The organism is Thalassolituus sp. UBA3500, from assembly GCF_002377545.1.
In the GTDB taxonomy this organism is placed as follows: Bacteria; Pseudomonadota; Gammaproteobacteria; order Pseudomonadales; family Oceanobacteraceae; genus Thalassolituus.
In genome coordinates this window covers 48,759-68,782 of record NZ_DFQB01000013.1, presented here as the reverse complement: position 1 = coordinate 68,782, position 20,024 = coordinate 48,759, and the positions used below count along the sequence as shown (strand labels likewise).

The 20,024-nt window shown below is 51.8% G+C and carries 22 protein-coding genes; 7 read left to right on the top strand and 15 right to left on the bottom strand.

The genetic code is table 11. The features are described from left to right. From nrdA to bcp, 4 genes are all read left to right on the top strand, one after another. Nucleotides 1-1,627, top strand: a 1,627-nt coding sequence (nrdA, locus tag B2R29_RS03665; protein WP_301179840.1) for a class 1a ribonucleoside-diphosphate reductase subunit alpha, incomplete at its 5' end; no start/stop codon positions are given. A gap of 56 nt (nucleotides 1,628-1,683) precedes the next feature. After that, a complete protein-coding gene (nrdB, locus tag B2R29_RS03660) occupies nucleotides 1,684-2,814 on the top strand; it encodes a class Ia ribonucleoside-diphosphate reductase subunit beta (RefSeq protein WP_301179839.1) in 1,131 nt (376 codons plus the stop codon). A gap of 11 nt (nucleotides 2,815-2,825) precedes the next feature. Beyond that, nucleotides 2,826-3,338: a class I ribonucleotide reductase maintenance protein YfaE gene (gene yfaE, locus B2R29_RS03655; RefSeq protein WP_301179838.1), complete on the top strand. Its 513-nt coding sequence runs from the start codon at nucleotides 2,826-2,828 to the stop codon at nucleotides 3,336-3,338. Nucleotides 3,339-3,414: 76 nt separating this feature from the next. Beyond that, nucleotides 3,415-3,888 (top strand): thioredoxin-dependent thiol peroxidase, encoded by a 474-nt coding sequence (gene bcp / locus B2R29_RS03650; protein ID WP_301179837.1) that lies wholly within the window; start codon nucleotides 3,415-3,417, stop codon nucleotides 3,886-3,888. A 9-nt stretch (nucleotides 3,889-3,897) separates the two neighbouring features. Here the strand turns inward: bcp and B2R29_RS03645 are convergent, their stop codons facing one another. Next, on the bottom strand, nucleotides 3,898-4,908 hold the full coding sequence (locus B2R29_RS03645; RefSeq protein ID WP_301179836.1) for an AraC family transcriptional regulator: 1,011 nt from the start codon (nucleotides 4,906-4,908) through the stop codon (nucleotides 3,898-3,900). A 95-nt stretch (nucleotides 4,909-5,003) separates the two neighbouring features. Here B2R29_RS03645 and B2R29_RS03640 point away from each other — a divergent pair, with 95 nt between their 5' ends. The 3 genes from B2R29_RS03640 to B2R29_RS03630 all read left to right on the top strand — a co-directional run bounded on the left by B2R29_RS03640 (nucleotide 5,004) and on the right by B2R29_RS03630 (nucleotide 6,387). Next, a complete protein-coding gene (locus B2R29_RS03640) occupies nucleotides 5,004-5,480 on the top strand; it encodes a DUF962 domain-containing protein (RefSeq protein ID WP_301179835.1) in 477 nt (158 codons plus the stop codon). A gap of 116 nt (nucleotides 5,481-5,596) precedes the next feature. Next, nucleotides 5,597-5,947 (top strand): hypothetical protein, encoded by a 351-nt coding sequence (locus tag B2R29_RS03635; RefSeq protein WP_301179834.1) that lies wholly within the window; start codon nucleotides 5,597-5,599, stop codon nucleotides 5,945-5,947. A gap of 65 nt (nucleotides 5,948-6,012) precedes the next feature. Further along, entirely contained in the window at nucleotides 6,013-6,387 is a 375-nt protein-coding gene (locus B2R29_RS03630; RefSeq protein ID WP_301179833.1) for an MAPEG family protein, read from the top strand. A 37-nt stretch (nucleotides 6,388-6,424) separates the two neighbouring features. Here the strand turns inward: B2R29_RS03630 and B2R29_RS03625 are convergent, their stop codons facing one another. The 14 genes from B2R29_RS03625 to flhA form a co-directional block, all read right to left on the bottom strand. After that, nucleotides 6,425-6,673 carry a hypothetical protein gene (locus B2R29_RS03625; RefSeq protein ID WP_301179832.1) on the bottom strand — a complete coding sequence of 83 codons (249 nt, stop codon included), beginning with the start codon at nucleotides 6,671-6,673 and terminating at the stop codon, nucleotides 6,425-6,427. A gap of 166 nt (nucleotides 6,674-6,839) precedes the next feature. Beyond that, nucleotides 6,840-7,220: a DUF2802 domain-containing protein gene (locus B2R29_RS03620; RefSeq protein WP_301179831.1), complete on the bottom strand. Its 381-nt coding sequence runs from the start codon at nucleotides 7,218-7,220 to the stop codon at nucleotides 6,840-6,842. A gap of 9 nt (nucleotides 7,221-7,229) precedes the next feature. Next, nucleotides 7,230-7,709 carry a chemotaxis protein CheW gene (locus B2R29_RS03615; RefSeq protein WP_068440243.1) on the bottom strand — a complete coding sequence of 160 codons (480 nt, stop codon included), beginning with the start codon at nucleotides 7,707-7,709 and terminating at the stop codon, nucleotides 7,230-7,232. A 187-nt stretch (nucleotides 7,710-7,896) separates the two neighbouring features. Next, on the bottom strand, nucleotides 7,897-8,796 hold the full coding sequence (locus tag B2R29_RS03610) for a chemotaxis protein CheW (protein ID WP_301179830.1): 900 nt from the start codon (nucleotides 8,794-8,796) through the stop codon (nucleotides 7,897-7,899). Beyond that, nucleotides 8,789-9,109 (bottom strand): hypothetical protein, encoded by a 321-nt coding sequence (locus B2R29_RS03605; protein ID WP_301179829.1) that lies wholly within the window; start codon nucleotides 9,107-9,109, stop codon nucleotides 8,789-8,791. Before B2R29_RS03605 ends, B2R29_RS03610 begins: the two co-directional genes overlap by 8 nt. Before the next feature lies 1 nt (nucleotide 9,110). Further along, nucleotides 9,111-9,884 carry a ParA family protein gene (locus tag B2R29_RS03600; protein ID WP_301179828.1) on the bottom strand — a complete coding sequence of 258 codons (774 nt, stop codon included), beginning with the start codon at nucleotides 9,882-9,884 and terminating at the stop codon, nucleotides 9,111-9,113. Between the two features lie 233 nt (nucleotides 9,885-10,117). Next, on the bottom strand, nucleotides 10,118-11,167 hold the full coding sequence (locus B2R29_RS03595) for a protein-glutamate methylesterase/protein-glutamine glutaminase (RefSeq protein WP_301179827.1): 1,050 nt from the start codon (nucleotides 11,165-11,167) through the stop codon (nucleotides 10,118-10,120). A 13-nt stretch (nucleotides 11,168-11,180) separates the two neighbouring features. Beyond that, complete coding sequence (locus B2R29_RS03590) at nucleotides 11,181-13,514, bottom strand: chemotaxis protein CheA (protein ID WP_301179826.1); 2,334 nt, start codon at nucleotides 13,512-13,514, stop codon at nucleotides 11,181-11,183. A gap of 12 nt (nucleotides 13,515-13,526) precedes the next feature. Continuing rightward, nucleotides 13,527-14,303 (bottom strand): protein phosphatase CheZ, encoded by a 777-nt coding sequence (locus tag B2R29_RS03585; RefSeq protein ID WP_301179825.1) that lies wholly within the window; start codon nucleotides 14,301-14,303, stop codon nucleotides 13,527-13,529. A 14-nt stretch (nucleotides 14,304-14,317) separates the two neighbouring features. Beyond that, nucleotides 14,318-14,704, bottom strand: a complete 387-nt coding sequence (gene cheY, locus B2R29_RS03580) for a chemotaxis response regulator CheY (protein ID WP_068440287.1) — start codon at nucleotides 14,702-14,704, stop codon at nucleotides 14,318-14,320. A 161-nt stretch (nucleotides 14,705-14,865) separates the two neighbouring features. Then, a complete protein-coding gene (locus B2R29_RS03575) occupies nucleotides 14,866-15,573 on the bottom strand; it encodes an RNA polymerase sigma factor FliA (protein ID WP_374047306.1) in 708 nt (235 codons plus the stop codon). Between the two features lie 21 nt (nucleotides 15,574-15,594). Continuing rightward, entirely contained in the window at nucleotides 15,595-16,413 is an 819-nt protein-coding gene (locus tag B2R29_RS03570) for a MinD/ParA family protein (RefSeq protein ID WP_301179823.1), read from the bottom strand. 6 nt (nucleotides 16,414-16,419) lie between these two features. Then, nucleotides 16,420-17,763 (bottom strand): flagellar biosynthesis protein FlhF, encoded by a 1,344-nt coding sequence (gene flhF / locus B2R29_RS03565; protein WP_301179822.1) that lies wholly within the window; start codon nucleotides 17,761-17,763, stop codon nucleotides 16,420-16,422. 12 nt (nucleotides 17,764-17,775) lie between these two features. Next, nucleotides 17,776-19,986: a flagellar biosynthesis protein FlhA gene (flhA, locus tag B2R29_RS03560; RefSeq protein ID WP_301179821.1), complete on the bottom strand. Its 2,211-nt coding sequence runs from the start codon at nucleotides 19,984-19,986 to the stop codon at nucleotides 17,776-17,778. Nucleotides 19,987-20,024 lie beyond the last annotated feature (38 nt).

The following is a 20,024-nucleotide window of genomic DNA, read 5'->3' as shown; positions in this document are numbered from 1 at the left end:
GACCCGCCAGTTCAGCTCCTGTGTCCTGATCGAAGCGGGCGACAGCCTCGACTCCATCAACGCAACGGCAGGCGCTATCGTAAAATACGTGTCGCAGCGTGCTGGCATTGGCATCAATGGCGGTCGCATCCGCGCACTCGGCAGTCCAATCCGTGGCGGTGAAGCATTTCATACTGGCTGCATCCCGTTCTATAAGCACTTCCAGACGGCAGTGAAGTCTTGTTCTCAAGGCGGTGTGCGCGGTGGTGCAGCGACTCTGTTCTATCCTATCTGGCACTACGAAGTAGAAAACCTGCTGGTTCTCAAGAACAACCGGGGTGTTGAAGAAAACCGGGTACGTCATCTGGATTACGGTGTGCAGCTGAACAAGCTGATGTACGAGCGCATGATCAAGAATGGCAATATCACCCTGTTCTCACCAAGCGATGTGCCAGGACTGTACGACGCCTTCTTTGAAGATCAGGTACTGTTTGAGCAGCTTTACAGCAAGTACGAAGCTGACGACAGCATCCGCAAAAAGACCATCAAAGCGGTCGACCTTTTCTCAATGATGATGCAGGAGCGTGCCAGCACGGGTCGTATCTACATTCAGAATGTTGACCACTGTAATACCCACAGCCCGTTTAACCCGAAGAAAGCACCAGTTCGTCAGTCAAACCTGTGTCTTGAGATTGCTCTGCCAACCAAGCCGCTGAATGACATCAATGATGAGAGTGGTGAGATCGCCTTGTGTACTCTCGCGGCGTTCAACCTGGGTAAGATTGACGATCTGAACGAACTGGAAGATCTCTCCGACCTGATCGTGCGTGCACTCGACAGCCTGCTCAGCTATCAGGACTACCCGGTGCCTGCAGCCCAACGCGCCAGCATCGCGCGTCGTACTCTGGGTGTTGGCGTTATTAACTTTGCCTACTTCCTCGCTAAGAACGGAGTTAAGTACTCAGACGGTTCAGCCAATGGCCTGACTCACCGTGCATTTGAAGCGATTCAGTATTGGCTGCTGCGCGCGTCAAACCAACTGGCAAAAGAGCAAGGTGCGTGTGATGCGTTCGGCGATACTACCTACGCTCAGGGCATTCTCCCGATCGACTCATACAAGAAAGACATCGACAAGTTCTGTGAAGAGCCGCTGCAATACGACTGGGAAACTCTGCGTAAAGACATCGTTGACACCGGCCTGCGTAACTCTACCCTGACTGCACTGATGCCATCAGAGACGTCATCGCAGATCAGTAACGCAACCAACGGTATTGAACCGCCGCGTGGCTACATCAGCGTTAAGCAGAGCAAAGACGGCATCCTCAAACAGGTTGTGCCTGATTACGAAAACCTGAAGAAGAACTACGAACTCCTGTGGCAGATTCCGGATAACCAAGGCTATCTGCAGCTGGTTGGTATCATGCAGAAGTTCGTCGATCAGGCGATCTCAGCGAATACCAACTACGACCCTTCCCGCTTCCCGGGCAACAAGGTACCTATGCAGCAGCTGCTTAAAGACCTGCTGACGGCGTACCGTAACGGTGTTAAGACTCTGTACTACCACAACACCCGTGACGGTATGGAAGACCCACAGAAAGAAGTTGCACAAGAAGATGACGACTGCGCCGGCGGTGCGTGTAAAATCTGATTTATTAAGGGGCGCGGCTATGGGGCTGCGCCCATAGCACGAGACTAAAACAGCGAATGGCTTACACAACTTTTAACCGTAACGAGTTTGATACTTTTGAGCAGCCGATGTTTTTCGGCGAGCCCGTCAACGTCGCACGTTACGACCAGCAAAAGCACAAGATCTTTGAGAACCTGATCGAGAAGCAGCTGTCCTTTTTCTGGCGCCCGGAAGAAGTTGACCTGACAAACGATCGCAAAGATTTCATGGATCTGCCTGAGCACGAGAAGCACATTTTCGTGTCTAATCTTAAATACCAGACCTTGCTGGATTCTGTTCAGGGCCGCTCTCCTAACGTCGCTTTGCTTCCCGTCGTGTCGCTGCCAGAGCTGGAAACCTGGATCGAGACCTGGTCGTTCAGTGAGACGATTCACAGCCGTTCGTACACGCACATTGTGCGTAATATCGTTCCGAATCCAGCGGTCGTATTCGATGACATCACTAAAAACGAATACATCGTCCGCCGTGCAATTTCGGTGACCAAGTACTACGACGACTTTATCGAACTGAGTAACTACTATCAGCAGCTCGGCGAAGGCAAGCACACAGTGAATGGCGAAACCATTGATGTGAACCTGCACGAACTGAAGCGCCGTCTGTACCTGACAATGGTCTCGGTGAACGTACTCGAAGCTATTCGTTTCTATGTCAGTTTTGCCTGTTCTTTTGCGTTCGCTGAGCGTGCCAAAATGGAAGGCAACGCCAAGATCATTAAATTGATCGCCCGCGATGAAGCCCTGCACCTGACCGGCACCCAACACATGCTGCAAATCATGGCGCGTGGTAAAGACGATGCTGAGTTCGCTCAGATCGCTGAAGAGTGTCGAGATGATGTTGTGGCCATCTTCCACGAAGCCGCGGAGCAGGAAAAAGAATGGGCCGACTATCTGTTCAAAGACGGCTCTATGATTGGTCTGAACAAAGATATCCTGAGCCAGTATGTTGAGTACATCACCAACCAGCGTATCGGTGCTCTGGGTTTCGAACCAATCTTCGATGTACGTAACAACCCACTCCCATGGATCAATGCCTGGCTGAACAGTGATAACGTTCAGGTAGCCCCACAGGAAGCTGAGATCAGTTCATACCTCGTCGGCGCGATTGATAGCGAAGTTGATACCGCAGACTTCGGTGACTTTGACCTGTAACCTCTGACCTGATGACCAACGCACGCAGGGCGGCCCGCATAGGCCGCCGTCGCTGGGCTAGCTCGAAGACATTTCATTCTGATGCTCAGACCGAAATGGAGCTGACCGGTGGCAGCACCACTCAGCTGGAAATGGACCTGGGTGAACTGCCCCTACCCTCTTATGCCCGACCGGCTCCCAAAGAAGATAATGTGCTTGAGCAGGGTGATCTGTTTGATCTGCTGGCAGAATCCCCGGAGCCAACACCGCAAACCATTTTCGAAGGCATGGAGAAACCCATCTTTGAAGTGGCATTCGCGGACGGTCGTAACGCGCGCTTCCAGCACGCGAATACCTTGTTGGAATCCCTGGAAGCTCAGGACATTCATATTGAATACCAATGCCGCGAAGGCTACTGTGGCAGTTGTCGGGTGCGTCTTGTAGAGGGCGACGTTCACTATATTGAAGAGCCAATGGCATGGATTGATGACGATGAAATTCTGCCCTGTTGCTGTATCCCGAAATCAGCCCTGAAACTTCAATAGTTCAAAGTCTTGCATTCAATCGCTGCCTTCCGGTAGCCTTCTAAGATTCTTATACACTTTTTGTACAGAGGACATTATGGCACTCGATTTTCCAGAACTTGGTCAACCCGCTCCAGACTTCACGACACAGAATCAACGCGAAGAAGATGTTTCTCTAAGCGACCTGAAAGGTAAAAAAGTCGTTCTCTACTTCTACCCAAAAGCAATGACGCCGGGTTGTACTGTTCAGGCCTGTGGCCTGCGTGATACCCAGAAAGAGCTCGAAGACCGAAATGTCGTCGTACTCGGGCTAAGCCCTGATGCACCTAAACGCCTGCAGAAGTTCATTGATCGCGACGAGCTTAATTTTGACCTTCTGTCAGATGAAGATCACGCGATTGCCGAGAAATACGGCGTGTGGGCCATGAAAAAGTTTATGGGGCGCGAGTTCATGGGCGTTCATCGCATCACCTTCATCATTGATGAAGATGGCAAGCTAGTACACATTATGGAGAAGGTGAAAACCAAAACCCACCACGACGACCTGCTCGCCGCACTGGATGCTCTCTGATCCTAAACTTCAGGTACTCTGACGATACTGCAGGGGAGACATCCCCTGCCAACGTTTGAATGCTTTGCTGAAGGCACTGCCATCTGCAAAGCCCAGCAAACCACTGATGTCGGAAATCGGCAGATCAGTCCCTCTGAGTAGCTGTGTCGCCCGACGTTCACGCTCAGTATCCAACAGTTGCTGAAAACTGGTGCCGGCCTCACCAAGACGTCGCTGTAAGGTGCTGACACTCATATACAGACGTGACGCAATGTCCTCACGATCGGTTGCCAGATGTACGGCTTCCTGCAAGCAACGCTCTACCCGCGTCCGTACTTCTGGTTGCTGGACACGCTTTAACTGCGCATCAAGTAACTGCTGATGCATTCCTGCAAGCGCAGGCTCCCCACCAGGCAAAGGTCTCTGAAACCACTCCGTTTCAAACACCAAAACATTCTTATCTGCACCAAACTCAGGGAGGCACCCATAAGCTCGCTGATACTCATCGACTTCTGAATCAGCCACAGTGAAGTTCAGCATCACCCTGACAGGCGGTACCGAGCGACAGTAAAGCCACTCGCCAAATTTTTTCAGAAGTAAAAGAACGGTATCTATCTGATCACGACTGAACGACCTGTCACCCGGCAGATACGTCAAATGCATCAAACCGTGATGCTGACTCACAGAGAAACGCCCGCCCTCACTGATCACCGATGAATATCGTTCCGCTGTGCCCAGAGCTTCAAGCAAGCTCCGGCTATGCATCAGATTCATGGCCAATAGCGGAAAATGAAGCGGTGTCAGATAGTCTCCCAAACGCAGTCCCAGTGGCTGATCTGTCGCTGCCGCTGCGGCTTTCCAGAGCAACAGGGTGCGCTCCAGATCGATACGTGCGTCGGGCTCTGCCAATTCACCCGCTGACAGGCGTGCCTGCTGCAATACCTGTTCTGGATTGATCCCGAGAGAGCGAAAGCCCTGAAGCAAAACCGTCAGCCAATGCGCCGATACCCGTAAGTGTGATGTATTGTTTTCTGTCGTCATAATGATTGCTTAGAACAAACCTCTGACCTGCAAGGACAAGATAAAACCCGAGGGCTGACGTAGACTGAACATCATAACAACAAACGGAGACTGCAATGAGTCGTAAAACTGTTGACCAATGGTTCGCTGAATACGGAGAGAGCCATCAAAACCCGATGAACAAATTGATTCACTGGTTCTGTGTTCCTCTTATTTACCTGGTTATTTTTTCTTTGCTCTGGGAGATTCCGCAGCCTGACTGGCTGGCCTCTGTACCACTGGTCAACTGGGCAGTACTCGGCGCTGCAGTCACCATGACTTTCTATGTACGCTTGTCTAAGCCGCTGGCGAAAGGCCTGGGGATATTTACTCTGCTATGCCTTCTGTTTCCTCTTGTCTATGAGCAGATGACAGACACCCCACTGTGGCTTTCCAGTGTTATCGCTTTCGTCATTCTTTGGATCATGCAGTTCGTGGGGCACCACATTGAAGGTAAAAAACCGTCCTTCTTTAAAGATATTCAGTTTCTCCTTATAGGCCCCGCCTGGGTGATAGGCTTCATCTACGATCGTCTTGGTATCAACTATCGCTAAACTGACTAACCTGACATGCAGGCCGCCCGGCCTGCATGCGCCATTGGCCACCCGTGTGATATCCGTTAAGGTCGGATAACTGGAATTACAACGACTTCACTTCACGGACGGTCAACTTGCGCTTTTCACTTCGTGCCTCTGCCGGATTTTCAACCTTACAGACCACCGCCGGAATAATTATCAGCGGCGTACTTACGGGTACCGCAATGCACTATTTTCCAGACATCCTCGATCAGGCAGACCGGGAAGTGACCCGATACGCTGCATCAGCTGAAGCAGTTCATCAGGAAATATGGGATATCTATGAAGAAACACAAGGCATAAACGCCAAACCTCGACGGGAATCGGTTCGCCACGGCTTCTCTGCCGCAAATGACCTTGTCGCGTCGCCACTCGGTGGCTACTGTTTTGATCCGGGCGCCCCTGGAGAAACCCTCCAGAATTGTCCTGTCGCGGCTTCAGACTAGACCCTGTTTACACTGCGTGAATACGGCTAGCTGAGAGCCAATCATTCTCTGAACAAGGAAATACTATGACTCTCGCCTACTGGTGCGTGCTCGCCGCCGCATTGATGCCGTTTCTGTTTACCGGGATCGCTAAATTCAGCGGAGGACGCTACAACAATTACTCACCACGTGAGTTTCTGGAAAAACAGGAAGGTTTTCGCAAACGTGCCCACTGGGCTCAGCTGAATAGCTTTGAAGCATTTCCAATGTTCGCTGCAGCCGTCATCATTGCTCACCTGACAGGTGCTGAGCAGGATTACATCAACACTCTGGCCATCGCATTTATCGGTATCCGTATCGTGTACGGTGCTATGTATCTGGCTAATCTGGCAGCACTGCGGACGCTGGTCTGGTCAGCAGGTCTGGCGTGCGTGATCGCTTTGTTTGCTGCGGGCGCATAAAACCCGGGGCAATGCCTGGCTGCCGGGCAATTCAGTACTACGCAGTCAGGTGGTGGCCCCTAAGTTTGTAACAATACGAAGGATTGCAATAGATAACGATCTGACGGCCTTTGTCAGGCGTCTCGATCATATACAGGTCATTAAATCCCGGAGTGTGCTCAGAAAACATCGTGTTCTTCAGCACCTGTGCGTGCCATTGAACCGAACTGTCATACTCGTGTACAGCAGGTTGATCAGACACAACAATAATTGCCAGTGCCATAATCGCCGATAGCAGGTATTTCATTGATACCCCTCCTCGCTGACGCATACACCTTTCCGTTTATCAAAAAGGCTGTAACACTAAGTATAGAAGAGCTTTCTGAGCTGGTATGGCCTTTCACGTTGAGATTCGTAACCGGTTCACAGATTCAAAGTGTGAAAAGCCAGAAGTGTTATCGGCGTCTCATCTGTCAGGCGCTTACACTCTGACGCATGGATACAAGAAGCTCGGCTTCTGCTCTTGCCACACCCAATGAGTCAACGAGATCTTCAGCTGACGCTCCCATGCCCGCAAGCCGTGACGCCTGTTCAAAACGCGCATCCGGTGCCGCCGCTGCCGGTCGCTTATCTGCCGCTGCCGCCCTCGCCTCCACCTGCTTCATCCGACGCCCGAGACCAATCGCACTTTTGCTGATCGCGTCCTGCCCTTGCTGTAACTGAAGAATTTTATCCTCCAGTATCTGAGTTTCTCTGCTTTGCTGTTTACGCAGCGCAACTATAAAGCCCGCTGCGGCCAGCAAAACAGTGAAATTTCCGATAAGTAACCAGTGAACCAGCGTCAGTGTTGGCATGACAGACCCCTATAGACCGTGAAGTTCTGTCCACTCCTCGTCTGTCATCAGTTTCTCAAGGTCTACCAGAATAAGAAGTTCATCATTCTTATGGCAGACACCCTGAATAAACTTGGCGCTCTCTTCGTTGCCGACATTCGGAGTGGTTTCGATTTCTGACTGACGTAGATAAACCACTTCAGCCACCGCATCCACGAGAATGCCCACGACCTGATTCTCTGCCTCGATAATAACGATGCGAGTCTGGTCCGTGGTGTCTGATGTCGGCAAGCCAAAACGCTGCCGGGTGTCGATCACAGTGACGACATTACCCCGCAGATTTATGATCCCCAATACATAAGGGGGCGCACCGGGTACCGGTGCAATTTCGGTATAACGCAAGACTTCCTGAACCTGCATTACGTTAATACCGTAACTCTCGTTTTCAAGCCGGAAGGTTACCCATTGGAGTACCGGATCTTCCGCACTTTTAGCGGCAATTGCTGACATAAAACATCCTCGCTAAGAAAGGCCGATGCCTGACAGTGTCAAAAACACTACAAACCTCTCTTAACTATAGATCAGAGCACAAAGTGTACCAGCCGAAATGAAGGAAATTTTGTAACTTAGAAAGAGACCGGCAATAGCGCGGAAAAACTCCGCACTGCTGCAGCTTCTATGGGAATAAAGTGTTCGATCAGGCTTGTGTCTGCTTAAGGTGTGACTCAAGAAGATCCACCAGGCTGGGCACGTCCAGTAAGGCGCACATCTCAGAAATGACGGTTCCGGCTAACCAGGGGCGCTTACTTGAGTCACCCCGCCATTTAATTGACTCAGAAACCAATGTAATGGTGTCACAAATACCTTCACACGCCAGCGCCCAGGGCGTCCGATCCAGCTGAATAAGGTATTCGTAGCCAGAGTCGCGTAATGACGCCCCCCGCTCCGGCATAATCAATCGGGCGCTGTCGACGACAGTCAGTTTATCCGTATCACTTTGCCATACACCCAGTGACCAGTCAGACTGACCAAACAAAGGTGTTACTTTCATATTTTCAGCAGGATGAACGCCCCCAAGTTGCGAAAGAGGGATCGCAAGCTTAAGGCCAGCAACGCTGAATAGAAGACACTCAACGCCCTGACTCGAATCCCACAGCAGCTTTTTAGACTCAGCCGCCAGGGGCGTAACCTGCGCCACTGCCGTATCGGCCTCCTGCAACGGTTCATTATCAGTGCTCATGTCAGACGGTCTTTCTACTACCTGAACATGAGGATCGAGGGCGTACGGGTCCCAATCCTGAATTTCTTCCGTTTTTGTTTCCGGCTGAAGCGTCAGAGAAGCTTCTTCCATCAGAGTGCCGGTAATTTCCGACGTATCGACCTCAGTAATCGTATCGGTGACAACATCGATGGCGGTTTCAGCAAGCGCAGGGGCTTCCGTAGCCACTGGAACTTCGGTCGTGACGGCGGCTTCTGTAGCGACGATTAAAAGTTGATCAAGGTAATTCTGAAGAACACCATCGACCTGGTTTTCTTTCGTCAGCGTACTGGCTTCCTGCGCAGTGACTTTGTTATCCGTCAGCTGGCTTTCAGACATCGAGAACACCTGCACAACACGATAAAATATGAAGCTTCAGGCGACTGGGCGGAATCGTCTTAACGACAGTTAATAACTGCAGCGCAGTGATCCGGTTAATCGCACCACCATTGACCTTCGCCGGTGGCTTCAGCGGGATAACCCGCATCCCCAGAGCAATGGTATCTGTTGCAACCGGCGTATAGTCATCGTCAGGCACCTGAGCCGCAGCGCCTGCAAGCAGATCACTGACAATCGTTTTTCTTGGGTCCTCTTCAAGCGTCGTCAGCAGACTGTCGAAGTAGCCCATCAGAACATCAGTATTACCCGACATATCAGCGCTTCTCTCCACACAGTTGAGCAAGCAAATGACGATACGCCCGAACACCACGGGTGTTCGGGTCTAACTGATGCGGAAAAACTCCCTCATGGCTGGCATCCCGCAGCCGCGTATCCACCGGAATGGCTTCATCCCATAAAGCCCCCTGATACGTCCGTCGCATTTCTTTGAGACTGGTGAGTGATGCAGATGTGCGACGGTCGAAAAGTGTTGGGACGATGGTGTACGGCAACTCCCGCTTTTGCGACTTCATTACCATTTTAAGAGTGTGCACCATGCGCTCCAATCCTTTGAGAGCAAGGTGTTCTGTCTGTGTTGGAATAACAAGTTGCTGACAAGCAGCCAGTGCATTCACCAGTAACACGCCGAGAATAGGCGGTGTATCCAGCAGTGCATAATCGTAGTCATCCCAGAGTTGGGCCAGACTTCTCGCAAGCACAAGGCCCATTCCGTCCTGCCCACTGACTTGCCGTTCCAGTGTCGCAAGCGAAGTGGTCGCGGGCAGCATAGAGACATTTGCGAGACTGGTTGGCTTCAGCGTATCGCGGATGTAATCCACGTTACGCCAGCGTTGCTCAAAAAATAAGTGATACAGACTTCTTTCTAATCCGTCAGGGTCCTGGCCAAAGTAACTGGTAAGAGAGCCATGGGGGTCGAGGTCAACCAGAAGCACACGGTGCCCCTGGTCAGCCAGCAAGCCGCCCAGAGAAACAACCGATGTCGTTTTACCCACACCACCCTTCTGATTGGATATCGACCAGATTTTCACAATAGTATTCCTCTCCGCTCAGAGCAGACCACCCACTCATCGCATGAATCTCAATGCCATACCTGAGTCTAAGCAAATATCATGTCAGTTTTTAAATAAATAGGTATTTACGGTCATAAACACGGCTATCTTCCATGGCCGAGCGCGTTGAAAGCGATTTTTGAAACAATAAAAACGCAGAGTGCAGAAGGAAGCGGCAAAAGCGTGCCGGGCAGGAAGAATTCAGAGCAGAGTCAGAGCTGGCTCATATGTTTACTGACGTCGTTGAGCGGCAGTATTCGATCAGCTAATCCCGCATTGATTACAGCCATAGGCATTCCGTAAATAACACAGCTCTGTTCATCCTGCGCCCACAAGTGTCCTCCTGACTGCTTGAGCAAGCGGGCTCCTTCCCGCCCATCTGCCCCCATTCCTGTCAGTACAATACCGAGCGCTTTATTGCCGTAATGCTTCGCCACCGACGCCAGTGCAATATCAACGCTAGGTCGATAGCTAACCCGCTCATCGCTTTCTAATATATGTATAGAACCACCGTGACGTTTATCAACAATCAGTTGTTTTCCGCCTGGAGCTACATAGACATGACCAGGCTTTAATACGTCGCCCTCTTCAGCCTCCTTCACACTTAACGCGCTAAGATTATTCAGTCGCTCGGCAAACGCGGCAGTAAAAGAGGCAGGCATGTGCTGAACGATAATAATGGGCTTATTAAACCCCGCAGGCAGGCTCTTAAAGATGCTCTGCAACGCCGCCGGGCCGCCAGTAGATGTGCCGATAACAACAATTTCAAGGTGGCGTGGAGTCGGCTCATTGGTGGCTGTAGCCGACGTTGCTTTAGAAGCAGGTTTCGAAGAAGGTGTTACCGGCTGTGATGAGCTTTTCAGTTGCCCCTTCGCTACAGCAAGAATCTTTTCAGCTAACAGCTTACGGATGGATGCTGCATTACGGGCAATAGCGTCAAAGTTTTTAGGTAAAAAGTCGACAGCGCCAGCGTCCAGCGCATCCAGAGTTACCCGGGCGCCTTCGAAAGTTAAAGAAGAAAACATCAGAACAGGCACCGGATTTGATGCCATTATTTTACGTACGGCCGTGATGCCATCCATCACTGGCATCTCGTAATCCATGGTGATGACGTCAGGTTTGAGTTTCTCGTTCAGCTCAATAGCCTGAAGTCCGTTCTCAGCAACACCGATAACCTCGAGACGAGGGTCAGCATTGATAATATCTGTTACCCGGCGGCGGAAAAAACCCGAATCATCCACCACCAGAACTTTTAAAGCCATATTACTTCCTGTGTCAGGCTGCGCTGGATTGTCGCGTCGCGTAGCGCGTCAACATACTCGGAATATCAAGAATCAACGCTATGCGGCCATCACCTGTAATTGTTGCTCCTGCCATTCCAGCAGTACCGTGAAGCATTTTTCCAAGCGGCTTAATCACCACCTCTTCCTGACCGATCAACTGGTCTACGACAAATCCAACTTTGTTAGTACCGACCGAGACTACTACGACATGAGCAGATTCGTCGGCTTTGGCAAACTGCTCGCCCTTAACCAACCAGCGTTTCAGATGAAACAGTGGGATCGCACGCTCGCGTACAACCACAACTTCCTGCCCATCAACCACATTAGTTTGAGTAAGATCCAGATGAAAAATTTCATTCACATTAACGAGAGGGAAAGCAAATGCCTGATCTTTCAGCATCACCATTAATGTCGGCATAATAGCGAGCGTCAAAGGTACTTTAATACTGATCGTAGTGCCTTCGCCCTTGAACGAATCGATAGATATCGTGCCATTTAGCTGGGTGATCTTTGTCTTAACAACATCCATCCCGACACCACGACCAGACACATCAGATATCTGTTCTTTGGTTGAGAAACCCGGTGCAAAAATAAGATTAAAACACTCATTGTCGGTCAGGCGGTCGGCAGCATCCTGATCCATGACGCCTTTCTCTACAGCTTTACGTCGCAGTACATCGGCGTCCATTCCAGCGCCGTCATCCTGGATTCGCAGCAGAATATGATCGCCTTCCTGTTCTGCAGAGAGAATGACGGTACCAACACGGCTCTTACCACTTTCTTCGCGAACCTCTGGCTGCTCAACGCCATGGTCTACCGAGTTACGCACAAGGTGAACCAGAGGATCGGCGAGCGCTTCCACCAGGTTTTTATCAAGATCGGTTTCTTCACCGCGCAACTCGAGATTAATTTCTTTCTTCAGCTGGCGGGCAAGATCCCGGACGACTCGAGGGAAGCGACCGAATACTTTCTTGATCGGCTGCATACGCGTTTTCATCACAGACGACTGGAGATCACCTGTCACAACATCCAGATTCGCCACGGCCTTCGCCATGGATTCATCGCTGCTCTTCAGCCCCAGACGAACCAGACGGTTACGCACAAGTACCAGCTCACCCACCATGTTCATGATGTCATCAAGACGCTTGGTATCGACACGCACGGTGGCTTCGGCCATCGCTTCTTTTTCGTTTTTACGCGCCTCTGGTTTCGCTTTTGCTGCAGCGGGAGCCGCAGCGGGTTTGGGCGCGGCTGACTTAGCTGAGGAGGCTGCAGCCGGTTTGGCGACAGCGGGTTCTGGCTTCTTATCTTCAGGCGTTACTGCTGCTTTAGAATCAGACGCTTTAGACTCCGGAGCTTTTGATTCTGAAGACGTTGTTTCTGCAGCCGTACTGACTGGCGCTTCTGACGCCGGTGCGACACTGTCTGTAGCACCAGGCTTTCCCTTACCATGCAGACGATCAAGCAGTTCCTCAAATTCAGAATCCGTGATCAGATCACTGTCACCTCCACCCGCAGGTGGAGCGGAAGCCGCTGGAGCTTCTGTTTTTTCAGGCTCTGCGGGAGGGGGAGTTTCCGCATTAGCCGATTCCGAGGAAGCACCGGGTTTGCCCTTGCCGTGAATCTGATCCAATAAGGCTTCAAATTCATCCTCAGTGATTTCATCATCGGAAGCTGAGGCAGCTGGCGCGCTGTCGGTATCAAACAAATCATCGCCACCAAACAGATCGTCATCGCCACTGGCCTGAGGCGCAACTTCATCAGTAGGAGCAGAGCCTGCCTTGTCGTCTAACGCATCCAGCAGTTGCTCAAATTCATCGTCGGTGATGTCGCCATTATCTGCATCTGAAGCGCTTTCCGACGCCGTATCAGCTTCTTGCGCTGGAGCTTCGATGACGGCCTCTGCAGCGGGAGCTTCAACTGCTGGAGTTTCGTCTTCCGGCAGTGCCAGATGATGCAAATTGTCGAGCAAACTTTGTTCTGCGGGCTCTGGCATATCCCCAGAACGTACGCAATCAAACATTTCGTTCACGGTATCCAGTGCACTGAGAACCACGTCCATCAGGTCTGCATTCACTGAACGTTTACCATTACGAAGCGTATCGAACACGTTCTCAGCCGCGTGGCAACAATCCACCAAAGGGTTCAACTGTAAAAAGCCAGCACCACCCTTTACCGTATGAAATCCACGGAAGATTGCATTCAGGAGATCCTTATCGTCTGGGCTATTTTCCAGATCCACCAGCTGCTCTGAAAGCAGTTCCAGTATTTCTCCCGCCTCTACGAGAAAGTCCTGGAGAATCTCTTCATCAGCATCGAAACTCATTCAACCGCTCCTCTAAAACCCTAAGCTCGACAACAGATCATCGACATCATCCTGGCTACCTACTACACCATCGGCTTTGCTGTCGGTCTGTGGGCCTTCAGGGTTAATATCCGGGCCACTGTCTGGCGCCGGTGTGCTTTTTTCAAATTCATGATTAATGCCAGTAATCTGGTCGACCTGGCCAGCCATTGAGACCAGAGTGACCAGTCTCCCTTCCACATCACGAATCAGATTAATCACTTTATGGATGACCTGGCCGGTCAGATCCTGAAAGTCCTGAGCCAGAACAATTTCAGAAAACTGTTTTTTAATTTCCGATGAATCTTTAACGCTGCTGGTAAGATAGGCATCGATATCACGACTGAGTTCGCGAAATTCGGAGGTATTCATTTCGCGCTTCATAAATCGCTTCCAACGTGCCGACAGCTCTGAAGCCCGATCTCCCATAGCACCCGCAAGAGGACCACCAGCATCGGCAATATCCATCGTGCGGTTGGCTGACTTATCGGTCATTTCAAGGACATACGTCAGCTTGTCGGTTGTCTCGGTGATGTCAGAAGCGGCACCTACCGTATCGACATTCAGATTCTTAATCGACTCATGCAATGCACGGGTCAGTCGTCCGATCTCGTTATACAGTGTGCGATCCCGCAACTGATTGAGGTCGTCGACCAGAGCGACTGCTTTGCCGAGATCACCTTGCTCGAGCTGTTCGAGCATATTCTCGGCAAGCGAACGAATCTCCGAGCCGACCTGGTTGTCCTTATTATCCAGGTTTACATCCACCATGGTGCTACCTTCACTCAGCCTTCGACGCGTTCAAAAATCTTATCGATTTTTTCTTTAAGTACTGCGGCGGTAAAAGGCTTAACTACGTAACCATTCACCCCTGCCTGCGCCGCTGCAACGATCTGATCGCGCTTGGCTTCTGCAGTGACCATCAGTACTGGCAGAGTTTTCAGACGTTCGTCTTCCCTTACGTGCTTGAGAAGATCCAGGCCTGTCATCCCCGGCATATTCCAGTCAGTGACCAGAAAATCGAAGTCGCCATTCTGCAGCATCGGCAACGCTGTTGTGCCATCGTCGGCCTCCTGAGTGTTGGTAAAACCAAGATCACGCAGCAGGTTCTTGACGATACGTCTCATTGTTGAAAAATCATCGACAATGAGAATTTTCATGTTCTTGTCCAAAACGACCTCCAATATACGACTTTTACAAACCAAGCCGGTCCTGAATTCAGTTTAGACCCAGTTAGCGGTTTATCCAGAAAGAAAGAGAGAGAAAGAATAGAAAAGAATAATGATGGCGTCTGAGATGAGCGTATGACGCTGTCCGCGCCGAAGGGAATAATTCAGGCCCAATCGCTCAGACGCGCACGTAAACGGTGTGTCGCTTGCGAATGCAGCTGACTCACCCGGGACTCACTGACCCCGAGCACGGCACCAATTTCTTTGAGGTTAAGTTCCTCGTCATAATACAAAGCCAGCACCAGTTGTTCCCGCTCTGGCAAGCCAGAAATAGCCTCCGCAAGCTGACGACGGAATGCATCCCGCTCCATGCCTTTACCTGGCCCCGGCGTCGACTCATCCATAAAGTCCGGAGTGCTGTCGTTTTCCAGAAGCTCCTCATAACTAAAGAGGCGACAACCGGCACTGTCTTTGAGAATCTGATGGTACTCGTCCTGACTGATACCGAGGACAGCAGCGACTTCACTGTCGTCAGCATCACGACCTTTAACGGCTTCAACCTGCTTAATCGCATCCTGAATACGTCGTGCATTACGATGCACTGAGCGCGGCGCCCAGTCACCTTTGCGAATTTCGTCGAGCATCGCTCCGCGGATACGGATACCTGCGTAGGTCTCGAAACTTGCGCCTTTACCGCCGTCGTATTTACGCGCAGCTTCCAGCAAGCCAATCATGCCCGACTGAATCAGATCATCCACCTGAACACTGTCCGGTAAACGTCCCATCAGGTGGTGGGCTATCCGCTTTACCAGTCCCGCGTGTTCACGGACCAGATCGTCGAAATTAGTATTCTGAACGTCGGAGTACACCAGACAACTTCCCGTCGACACCCGTCATGCTCCTACCTGATCAACCAGCCGGTCCACGAAGAACTCAAGATGGCCGCGTGGCGTCGATGGCAACGGCCAGCTGTCTACTTTCTTCGCTAATGCTCTGAAAGACGTTGCTGCCTTCGAACGTGGATAGGCTTCAATGACCGCCTTCTGACGCTGAACCGCACGCTTAACCGCATCATCAGAAGGTACCGCGCCAACATACTGCATTGCCACATCAAGGAAGCGGTCGGTCACCTTGGTCAGCTTGGCGAATAATGCCATACCGTCCTGCGGAGACCTCACCATGTTGGCAACGACACGGAAACGGAACAGGCCGTAATCCCGGTTCAACAATTTAATCTGTGCATACGCATCCGTGATTGACGTCGGTTCGTCAGTCACGACGACCAGCACTTCCTGCGATGCCCGCACGAAACTCAATACCGTATCGGAGATACCTGCAGCCGTATCGATGATCAACACATCAATATCATCACCAATGTCACTGAAGGCCTGGATAAGACCCGCATGCTCCATCGGATTGAGTTGCGACAACTTCTGAGTTCCCGACGACGCGGGAACGATCTTTATTCCACCAGGGCCCTTAACCATCACTTCTCGCAGATCACACTCGCCCTGCAAGACGTTTTCGATCGTTTTATTTGAGCTGATACCCAGAAGAATATCGATATTTGCCAGTCCGAGGTCGGCGTCCAGAATGACCACTCGCCGGCCCATTTCAGACAGAGCAATACCAAGATTTACGGAGACATTGCTTTTGCCAACACCGCCTTTGCCGCCAGTGACTGCTATGACCTGTACAGGATGACTCGCCATCTTCAATTAAACTCCGTGTTGAAAGCTTTGCTGTTGTGTTGCCATATTCATTGCTTCTGCCGCCTGCCAGCGCGTTCGCGCCATCCGCGCCATCTGTTCCGCCAGGTTGACCAGTCTCGACGCATCCGGGTAATGCAGATCATCAGGAATGTGTGGCCCGTCCGTAATCAGAGTCAGCGGCAACCGGGTCAGGGCGGCAACACTGAGGCCAGCACCAAGGCTGAAACACTCATCCAGTTTGGTAAAAATACAACCATCCAGCCCTGCTGGTTTGAAGTGCTCGTAGTTTTCCTGAAGGCACCTTGCCTGACTTGTCAGAGGCAGCACGAGAAACTTACGAACATCACGACCAGTCTGTTTAAGCATAGACAACTGTGACGAAAAATGTGGGTCCTGACTGGCAAGTCCGGCACTGTCGATCAATACCAGTTTCTTCTTCCGCAGGGTGCTGAGCGTTTTCACCAGATCGCCATTCTGCAGCACGACTTTCATTTCTACGCCGAGAATACGTGCGAACGCCTGCAACTGGTCATGAGCGGCCATGCGATAGTTATCCAGCGTCACGAAAGCCACAGAGTCCGGGCCATGGCGCTGTACAAACCGAGCCGCTATTTTGCCGAGTGTTGTTGTTTTACCTGCACCTGTCGGCCCGACCAGAGCGATGGTGCCACCCTTTTCAAGCACACCTTGCGGTAAAATCGGCAAATCATTCTGAATAACGCCGAGCGCAGATTTCCAGGCCTGCTCGAGATCGCCACTCTGGTCACTCATGCTGACGACCCGATCAGCCCACGCTGGCTCAAGCCCGATGTCCTGACAACGCTGCCACAATTGTGACTGTTGCCACGTCAGAGGGCGACGCGTATCCCAGGCACTGCCCTGATGACTGACCAGCCAGTCTTTCAGTTCACGCAGCTCACCCTGCATTTCCTGCAGGCGGGTCTGGTAGGTTTCGTCTGATTTTTTACGCTCTTCGGCAGCCTGCTCCGCCAGTCGGGTAGCGGCTGCTACATCCGCTTCAGTGCGACTCACCTGAGCTGAAGCTTGTTGAGAATCTCTTTGCTGAGGTGCATAACGCGCAGCAGTATCCGCTGCATATTCCTGACGCTGTGCTGCACTCGCACGCGCTGCCTGCTTGGCCGCTTCCAGCTCACGCTGAAGTCGCAACTGGCGATTCAGCTCACCCTGTTTTGCGTTATCAATCTCACCCAGCATTTCGCTACTGGCCACGACTTCCATGCCGTTATCCAGGCGTCGGCTGGATACGATAACCGCATCCGGGCCGAGCTCAGCCGACACCATTTTCAGTGCCAGCTGCATATTGTCTGCGACGAAACGTTTTACCTTCATAATTCAGCCTCGTTACGACTTGCCGCCAACGGCAGCAACAATCGTAATGCTCTTATTGTCCGGCACTTCCTGGTAGGCCAGTACGTGCAGTTGCGGAATGCTGTTCCTGACAAACTGCGACATCGCCGGACGTAATTGCGAAGTCACCAGCAGCACCGCAGGGCGGCCTGCTGCTTCTTGTGTCTGCACCGATTCATTCAGTGAGCGCTGCAAGGTATCTGCCATACCTGGTTCAAGCACCAGACCTTGCTGGCTACCCTGTTGCGCACTCTGCTGTAAGCTTTTCAGCAATAATTGTTCCAGCCCTGGATCGAGCGTCATCACCGGCAGTTCATCGGTATTTCCGAAGATATTCTGAGTAATCATGCGGGCCAGAGACAACCGGGCAGCAGAAACGAGAGCGGCAATATCTTGACTCTGAGCAGGTGAGTTCGCCAAAGACTCGGCGATAGAGCGCAGATCACGAATAGGCACCTGCTCACGCAGCAGGTTTTGCAGTACAGCAAGAAGCTGGCTGATACTGACTTTATTGGGCACCAGTTCTTCGGCCAGTTTTGGCGATGTTTTCGCCAGCATGTCTACCAGGTGCTGCGCATCCTCGTGACCAATCAGTTCATGGGCGTGGCTCTGTAATTTCTGATTCATATGCGTCGCGACCACCGTACTGGCATCCACCACGGTGTAACCCAGCGTCTGCGCGCGATCTTTCAGATCAGCCGTGATCCAGTAGGCTTCCATCCCAAAGGCAGGATCGGTGGTCGCCATTCCCTCGATCTTGCCGTACACCTGACCCGGATTAATCGCTAGCTCGCGCTCAGGGTGAATCTCTGCCTCAGCCAGCGTCACCCCCATCAGGGTTATGCGGTACTGGTTTGGCAACAGATCGAGGTTATCGCGAATATGAACAGACGGGATAAGAAAACCGAGTTCCTGAGAGAGTTTGCGACGAACCCCTTTGATGCGACTGAGCAGCTGCCCACCCTGATTCTTATCCACCAGCGGAATCAGACGGTAACCCACTTCCAGACCAACGCGATCGACGGGTTCTACGTCATCCCACCCCAGCTCTTTGACCTCAAGCTGTTTCATCGCCTCGGCAGCTTTTTCCTGTGGGGCTGCCAGGGCATTACCCGCACCGGCTCCAGCGCCCTCAAGCGCAGGCGTATCCTTTGGCTTGCCACCAAGCCGCCGTACGACCGCATCCCCCAGTTCTCCACCTTCCTTCTTCCAGCGAATAACATACGCCGCCAACCCAGCGACCAGTGCGGCACTGATAAACACGGTATGTGGCATGCCCGGAACAACACCCATCAATAAAAGCAGGCCCGCAGACACCGCCAGTGCGCGCGAAGAGCCGAACATCTGCCCGAACACCTGCTGCCCCATGTCTTCGTCACCGCCATTACGAGTAACCATAATCGCCGTCGCCGTCGACAGCAGCAACGAAGGGATCTGAGCAACCAGACCATCACCAATTGCCAGAAGCGTATAAGCGGATACCGCGTCACCGAATGTGAGATTGTGCTGAGCCATACCAATAGCAAAGCCACCGATGACGTTAATCAGAAGAATGAGAATACCGGCTATCGCATCGCCTTTTACAAATTTACTGGCACCGTCCATAGCACCATAGAAGTCGGCTTCTGCGGCAATATCAGAGCGACGCTTCTTCGCCTCTTCCGCCTCGATCAGGCCCGCATTGAGGTCGGCATCAATAGCCATCTGTTTACCGGGCATTGCATCCAGGGTGAAACGCGCACTGACTTCTGAAACACGGCCAGCACCTTTGGTGACCACCACAAAGTTAATGATCATCAGAATCATAAAGACCACGAGACCGACGGCATAGTTACCACCAATCAGTACTTCACCAAAGGCTTCAATCACCTTACCCGCGGCGTCTCCGCCCTCGTGACCATAAAGTAATACAACACGGGTAGAGGCTACGTTCAGCGCGAGCCGTAATAACGTCGCAATCAACAGGATGGTCGGGAAAATGGCGAAATCCAAGGGACGCTTTGAATAGACACTGACCAGCAGTACGACAATGGATAAAGCGATATTAAAGGTGAAAAAAGTATCCAACAGAAAGGGCGGCAAAGGCAGCGTCATCATGCCCAGTAACACCAGCAGCATCACAGGAATGCCCAGGTTGCCCTGCAAGAGTATTGAGGCTCCGCTCTTCAGTTGTCCGACTACGTTGCTTCCGGAGGCCGCTGCCATTTAGATACCCGTCAAAAAAATGTTCTACCGACTGGGTA